The 5,883-nt window shown below is 48.5% G+C and carries 4 protein-coding genes and 1 pseudogene; 3 read left to right on the plus strand and 2 right to left on the minus strand.

Going from position 1 to position 5,883, the window contains the following annotated elements:
- Positions 1-205 precede the first annotated feature (205 nt).
- From ACMTNU_RS19990 to ACMTNU_RS20000, 3 genes and pseudogenes are all read left to right on the plus strand, one after another.
- Positions 206-1,510: a polysaccharide pyruvyl transferase family protein gene (locus tag ACMTNU_RS19990; RefSeq protein ID WP_413937055.1), complete on the plus strand. Its 1,305-nt coding sequence runs from the start codon at positions 206-208 to the stop codon at positions 1,508-1,510.
- A gap of 27 nt (positions 1,511-1,537) precedes the next feature.
- Positions 1,538-1,678: pseudogene (locus ACMTNU_RS19995) on the plus strand (4Fe-4S binding protein); the annotation flags it as partial.
- Between the two features lie 69 nt (positions 1,679-1,747).
- Positions 1,748-2,785 carry a Coenzyme F420 hydrogenase/dehydrogenase, beta subunit C-terminal domain gene (locus ACMTNU_RS20000; protein WP_413937058.1) on the plus strand — a complete coding sequence of 346 codons (1,038 nt, stop codon included), beginning with the start codon at positions 1,748-1,750 and terminating at the stop codon, positions 2,783-2,785.
- A gap of 137 nt (positions 2,786-2,922) precedes the next feature.
- Here the strand turns inward: ACMTNU_RS20000 and ACMTNU_RS20005 are convergent.
- Positions 2,923-4,052, minus strand: a protein-coding gene (locus tag ACMTNU_RS20005; protein ID WP_413937056.1) for an IS3 family transposase whose coding sequence is annotated in 2 segments (ribosomal slippage) — positions 2,923-3,803 and positions 3,803-4,052 — 1,131 coding nt in all. Because the reading frame shifts where the segments join, the coding sequence is not laid out codon by codon here.
- A 99-nt stretch (positions 4,053-4,151) separates the two neighbouring features.
- Positions 4,152-5,441 (minus strand): hypothetical protein, encoded by a 1,290-nt coding sequence (locus ACMTNU_RS20010; protein ID WP_413937057.1) that lies wholly within the window; start codon positions 5,439-5,441, stop codon positions 4,152-4,154.
- Positions 5,442-5,883 lie beyond the last annotated feature (442 nt).

Below are 5,883 nucleotides of genomic sequence, written 5' to 3' on the forward strand. Positions count from 1 at the left end.
TGTCTGCATGTCCATAGGCTACTATGGACTGTCGGATATTTACGGCAACATTGCGGTTCTGGTGTGAGGCTGGCTCTAATCTTGCCGGTCTGGAGAACAAATTTATCTGAATTGTGCTTGGCCTATGCATGGTGGTTTAGGAGGGGACAGTTAGAATTGGTAACATGGAACTATGCCATCTAGATTCGGCTCCAGCCAGAGAGAAATGGAAAACAAAATCCCAACGATCTGTCTGCTAGGTGCTTCACTCGGTGCAAGCAATATGGGGGTGAATGCCCTGACTGCTGGTACAATCAAAGCTCTCTTTAACCGATTTCCAAGCGCAGAAGTGTTTATGCTTGATTATGGGAAGGAAAGAAAGACCCATACTGTCGAGATTGGCGGACGACGAATTGTCACCCAAGTCGAAAATATGCGTTTTTCAAAGCAGGTCTATCGAAGAAATCATATCGCGATGTTGCTGCTGTTGGCTTTGATCGCGAAGCTTGTGCCATTTAGCAATGTAAGAAGTAAATTTATTTCTAGAAATCCTTGTTTGAAGCGTCTGTCTGATGCTTCTTTTGTCACTTCGATTGCAGGGGGAGATAGTTTTAGCGATCTCTATGGGATAGAGAGATTTATCTATGTCTCATTACCTCAGCTCCTTACCCTTTTCATGGGAAAGCGCCTCATCTTGCTGCCTCAAACCATAGGTCCTTTTAAGGGGCTCATTCCAAGACTCGTTGCAACCTACATTCTGCAGAAGGCAGAACTAGTCTATTCCAGAGACTATCAAGGCGTTGAGGATGTCAATAGCCTATTGGGTTTGGAGAGAAGCAAAGATAAGACCAAGTTTTGTTATGACGTAGGGTTCATCTTGGACTCTGTCCGTCCGAGGAATACGGATCTTCAATTCTATAGTCAAAAAGAAACGAAGACGCCGGTTGTCGGTCTTAATATTAGTGGTCTGTTGTATATGGGCGGCTATTCCAAGAAGAATATGTTTGGATTGAAAGTGGATTACAAGGAACTTATTCCTGACCTCATTGAATTCGTGGTAGGGGAGAATAATGCAAATGTGATACTCATTCCTCACGTCTTCGGCTCGAACGACGAAAGTGATACTATGGTTTGCAAAGAAGTCTATTCGCTATTGAAGGAGCGCTATGGCGGGCGGCTTCTACTTGCGAACGGCGAGTATAATCAGAGCGAGATCAAGCACATCATTGGCCAGTGTGACTTCTTTGTCGGGTCACGGATGCATGCTTGTATCGCAGCCCTCTCCCAAAATATTCCGACGGTTTCAATCGCTTATAGCAGAAAGTTCATTGGGGTTATGGAGACTATTGGCGTCACAGAACTTGTTGCAGATCCTAGGATACTTACAAAAGAGGAGATCTTCTCGATAGTTGACAATGCATTTGAGCAAAGAACACGGTTCAGAGAGCATTTGGAGAGGACGATGCCCCGGGTGAAGGACGAGATCATGAGCTTGTTCAACGAAATAGGTTCCCTTCAGGAAAGACTGTAATTCGTGAAATTACGAAACGTGCAGGATGTGACAGAATGGGGACTCTGTATCGGTTGCGGAGCATGTGCATACATATGTCCGGAGAATATTACACTCGTCAATATACTCGATGAAGGAATACGGCCAAAACTTACACGGAGTCCTTGCGCTCAATGCAGCAATTGTCTCAATGTCTGCCCCGGGATTAATGTTATCCACTCGACTGAACGGGATAGGAGTAACACCATTCCTGAGTTGATGAAAAGTTGGGGGCCAGTTTTAGAGGTGTGGGAAGGTTATGCCGCTGATCTGGAAGTGAGATATGCTGGGTCGTCGGGCGGACTGGCGAGTGCGATCGCCCTCTACTGCATCGAACAAGAAGCGATGCATGGTCTTTTACACATCGGCGCGGATAAAAAGGCACCATTGGAGAATGAGACAGTTTTGAGCGTTTCACGGGATGAGATTGTAGCGAGAACTGGATCACGATATGCACCAGCCTCGCCGTGCGACGGTCTCTCAATGGTTGCAGCGGCGCCCGCTCCTTGCGCATTCATCGGCAAGCCTTGCGATGTCACAGGCGTGACGTTAGCCTCTTCACTGAAGGGCGAGTTGGTTGAGAAGATAGGTGTCACAATCGGCATATTTTGTGCGGGAACCCCTTCGTCGCAGGGAACATTAGACCTACTTGAAAAGGAGGGAATTGATCCACAGACTGTAGAGGAGGCTCGTTATCGAGGGAAGGGATGGCCTGGAAAATTCTCGGTTAAGATAAAAGAAGAACAGATGCCACTAGAAGTTATGACATATAGGGACTCTTGGGGGTTTTTGCAAAAATATCGCCCCTATCGATGCCATCTCTGTCCAGACTCCACTAGCGAGTTTGCCGATATTGCTTGTGGTGATCCTTGGTATCGCCCCGTTAAGGAGGGGGAGCTTGGCCAGTCGATAGCGGTTGTGCGCACTGAGCGGGGAAAGGAAATATTGAAAGGAGCCATGGAAAAAGGATATGTGATCCTTAAGAAGACCGATCCATCGATTCTAGAAAAATCTCAACGAGAGATACTGCAAAAAAGGGGAGCGGTTTGGGGGAGAATTTTAACAATGAAGATGTTTGGAATACCGACACCGAAACTTCTTGGATTCTCCTTGTTCCAGAATTGGTTGAAACTGACCTTTAAAGAACAAATCCGATCAATAGTAGGGACATTCCGTCGGATCCTTGTACGAAAGTATTATATGCGGAGAAGAACTAATTTCACGAATACTATATTTGAGACACATCGTAAAACTTAGTAGTAATTAAGTTGGTAATTAGGGCGTTTCATAACTGTCTGGTAAGCTGGAGGTTGCATAGTTATGGGAGCACAGAGGTGGCTCCGGTTCTTTGGACAGAATCTTTCACTTCATAAGTGGTGCCTGGCGGTATCCGCCTACGCAGCCGTGGGCTCTGCAGGTCTGTTCTCCCAGTACACGCGATCGGGCGTGCGTCCGTCAAGCGCGCGATGCGGCCTGATCTGATTGTAGAAGGTCATGTAACGCGCCACGCCTTCGCGTGTGGCCCCGACGGTTTCGTAGGCATGGAGATACACCTCCTCATATTTGAGGCTCCGCCACAACCGCTCGACGAAGACGTTGTCTCGCCACCGCCCGATCCCATCCATGCTGACCTGAATTCCCTGAGTCTGCAGAAACCCGGTGAATTTCTGGCTGGTGAACTGGCAACCTTGATCGGTGTTAAAGATCTCGGGCCTCCCATACCGAGTGATGGCCTCCTGCACCGCCTCCAGGCAGAAGTCTGTGGTTAACGTGTTGGATAACCGCCAGGTCAACACTCGGCGACTGGCCCAGTCCAGGATGGCACAGAGATACATGAACCCCCGTTGCATTGGAATGTAGGTGATGCCGGCGGCCCACACGTGGTTCGATCGTGTGATCGTCAGCTGGCGTAACAAATAGGGAGAGATCCGGTGGGCAGGATGCCGGTGACTCGTTCGCGGCATGCGATACACGGCGGTGATGCCCATCCGCCGCATCAGCGTCGCGACCTGTCGTCGCCCAATGGCATGGCTATCCTGCCGTAACAAATCCCGCGGCATGCGGGCGCCGGCAAACGGATACTGCAGATGCAACTCGTCAATCCGACGCATCAGCGCCAGTGCCGTGGCAGAAACTGGCTTGGGTTGATAGTACGCAGTGGACCGAGCCAGGCTCAGCACCTGACATTGTCGCGCAACTGGTAACGCGTGGGTCCGATCGATCATCGCTTTGCGCTCAGCAAGCCTGCCTTGGTGAGCGCACCTTCTAAAAAATCATTCTCCAAGGTCAGCTGGCCGATCTTGGCGTGCAGGGTCTTCAGATCCGGGGTGTCTGCCGGTGACGTAGTAGCCCCGCTAAACACATCTGCCACCCGGGCCAATAGTTGCTGCTTCCAGTCTGTGATCTGGGTAGGGTGCACGCTGAATTGCTCGGCCAATTCGGCGAGGGTCTTGTCGCCTTTGACCGCGGCCAAGGCCACTTGCGCCTTAAAGGTCGCCCCGTGATTCCGTCTCGTTCTCTTCATCGCCTCGCTCCTTTGTGTCGCCACCTTCCGGTGGCGTTGGTGAAGCCAGGCTACCACTTATCACACTGTCCGAATTTCGGGAGCCCCCTCTTTTCCTTATCACTGGACCGTTAGATTGGTTGGCGATGGTGGCACGGTGGCAGTACCACCGGTTCCAAAATCATATGCACCACGATCCCAGATTCCATCCCCCCCCCGCGTTTTACCTGTAAGATCTATATTAAATGGAGATGCTAAGCTGATTCCTGAGGTAGTTGAAGCTAAAAGTCGAAAGTCTTTGCTTGCCAGGTTTATAAACGGGTTGCCACTTCCATTTTGAATATGCGTTTCGCTTTGGGCGCCGGCATTATAAAACCAGTTATAGTCGTGGATTCCCTGCATATTGACAGGCATGGAAGTATTTGCATAGTAGAGGTTATTATAAATTTGATTATTTGAGCCTCGTTCAAGATATAGGAATCCTGCATTGTAAACTGAAGCATTTACAATAGTATTGTTGAAGAATTTGAGATCTGAAATAATCCCGCCTCCACTCAGTGCTGAGACTATTCCGTTGGTATAAAATCCACCACTCACGATGTTGCCGTAGAACCATGCGCCGCTTAACTTACCAGACTCATGTGTACCCAGCAGGTAAGTGCCCTGGCAGTTATCAAACCAGCTATAACGAATTACCCAGTTGAGTGCGGTCCCACTGTCGTATTCAAACACGTCACCATGGCATGCAGATGCTTGGTTATTTAGAGTCGACTTTGAGTACTCCCAAGTGAATGCCGTGATGTTGCCACGAAATTGCGCGAAGTCACAACCGATGTTGTGCATATACATATATCTAAATGTTAGGTTAGTTGCACCTGAGATAAAGTAGAGTGCATCTCGGTCCCCAGGGGAATTATCAGTGCCGTCCAATTCAGTATGCAGTACGGTAACATTGGTCGTGTTATTCCCGTAAATCAGATGGTCGCTGAATGCACGCACGGCAAAGCCGAGCCCTGTATCCCAAGATCCCGGTCCACCTCCTGTTTGTCCATCGATGGTTACATAGCTAGAGTTGAGGTTCCAGCCGGTCCATACTGCCTGCCCACTGGCGTAGGAATCGCTCCATCCAATAGCCGACCCATGATCGGCCACCGTTGCTTTCTTGATGGTAATGAGAGTTGTGCCGTTGGTAGGATCATCGAACGTATAGCTCCCATAGGACCCGGATGCCACAAAATACGTATCGCCACGGACTAATGTTGCCGGTAAAGATGAATAAGCATTAGTCCAATCTGTCCCATCTTTGGCCCCTGTTGCGCCAGCTCGGACATAACGGTCGATTGCCTCAGCACCGGAGAGACCGATGAAATGCATGGCAATAAGCAACGTAAAGAAGAAAATTTTCTTCATGAAACACCTCCCAAACTTATGATCGCAATAATTAAACCTAAATCAATGAACAGCAGTGAAGATCTAGTGCACTAAATGGCGCCAAATGCACAAGGACTTAGAAGGTAGCTTGCTTAAAATTAGTAAGAAGATCATTTCAAGCAGGTTCGTTACTGAAACGCATACGAGAGTTAAAGGTTAAGCAATTATTATGCCAATTGCGAATAAGCAACTTATTTCGGAATGTTCCATATAAGGTACGGATATACAATGAATTTACTATAAATAATTTATCATTCGAGAGGGCAAATGGCATCAACCTCTATCTCAGATGGTGACGTCTTAGTGTAATAATGTACACCCAAACCTACGAGTGCTTTCATGAGGTAAGCTCGAAAAAGTGGACGCCTTCACCCTATGATCTGAGGTCTGGAGGTGATGATGGAACGAGTACCGCGACAGC

Source organism: Nitrospira sp. BLG_1 (assembly GCF_047338595.1).
In the GTDB taxonomy this organism is placed as follows: Bacteria; Nitrospirota; Nitrospiria; order Nitrospirales; family Nitrospiraceae; genus Nitrospira_D.

Excerpts from the sequence above, each read along its gene's own strand:
- ACMTNU_RS19990 (WP_413937055.1), top strand. The coding sequence starts at position 206 with ATGGAAAACAAAATCCCAACGATCTGTCTGCTAGGTGCTTCACTCGGT.
- ACMTNU_RS20000 (WP_413937058.1), top strand. The coding sequence starts at position 1,748 with ATGAAAAGTTGGGGGCCAGTTTTAGAGGTGTGGGAAGGTTATGCCGCT.
- ACMTNU_RS20010 (WP_413937057.1), bottom strand. The coding sequence starts at position 5,441 with ATGAAGAAAATTTTCTTCTTTACGTTGCTTATTGCCATGCATTTCATC.